This window comes from Goekera deserti, from assembly GCF_010685995.1.
GTDB classification, from domain to species: Bacteria; Actinomycetota; Actinomycetes; order Mycobacteriales; family Geodermatophilaceae; genus Goekera; species Goekera deserti.
The window spans coordinates 1-705 of sequence record NZ_JAAGWK010000052.1; the positions used below are offsets into that span (position 1 = coordinate 1).

Genomic DNA, 705 nt, shown 5'->3' on the forward strand with positions numbered 1-705 from the left:
CCCGTTAAATGCCTAATGATTGGCGTGGGCGCATAACTTCCCGGTCGATGTAGACCACAACAAAACCACACTCAATAGAGAGATTATCATTATGACTAAAGCAACTAAAACCCTCGACTCAAAAGCTATCTTCAACGCGCTGGCTAATGCGAAACACATTTTCAGCTTCAAAGAAGAAGGCACTAAAATCAAGCTCCTGAAAATCGTCGAAACTGACGAAAACTGTAAGGCGGTCATTATGACCGAGGACGGCGAGATTGACGGCCTGTTTACTGATTCCGCCTCTGCTCGTCAGTCGCTGAAAGAAGTAATGGCTGTATTTGGCGACGAACAACCGTTCATCACCATCAAACTGAAAACTACGGCAAAAGGCGCGAGCGTCTATTACGTAGAAGTTGAGTAATAAATAGTTACTCGATTTTAAGCCCTGCCCTTGTGGTGGGGCTTTTTTTCGCCTATAATAAACCTCGTCAACTTAACCGGAGAAGTAAAAAGTGAAACACGTTTTAATCGCCCTCCTGATTGCAACCGCCGCGCTGAACATCGCACACGCGAAGTCTTTCAAAGGCTCCACCGCTCGCCCGTCGAACGCTCAAGAAACTTTCCAGTGCATTGAGGCCGGGTTAGAAAATGGCGACTCTAAAGCAGACATCGCCTGGTCATGTAACGTAGACATTGAGGAAATCGCTGATTATGAATGAGTCA

Annotated in this window: 2 protein-coding genes; both read left to right on the forward strand. The window is 46.2% G+C overall.

Features of this window, described 5'->3' with window-relative positions; all coding sequences use genetic code 11:
• Positions 1-91: 91 nt before the first annotated feature.
• On the forward strand, positions 92-403 hold the full coding sequence (locus G1H19_RS22350; RefSeq protein ID WP_163638898.1) for a CBS domain-containing protein: 312 nt from the start codon (positions 92-94) through the stop codon (positions 401-403).
• 91 nt (positions 404-494) lie between these two features.
• The gene (locus G1H19_RS22355) at positions 495-701 is read left to right on the forward strand and encodes a hypothetical protein (protein ID WP_163638900.1); all 207 of its coding nucleotides are present in this window, start codon (positions 495-497) and stop codon (positions 699-701) included.
• The last annotated feature ends 4 nt before the right edge of the window (positions 702-705 follow it).

Coding starts and splice junctions, on each gene's coding strand:
- G1H19_RS22350 (WP_163638898.1), top strand. CDS start 92: ATGACTAAAGCAACTAAAACCCTCGACTCAAAAGCTATCTTCAACGCG.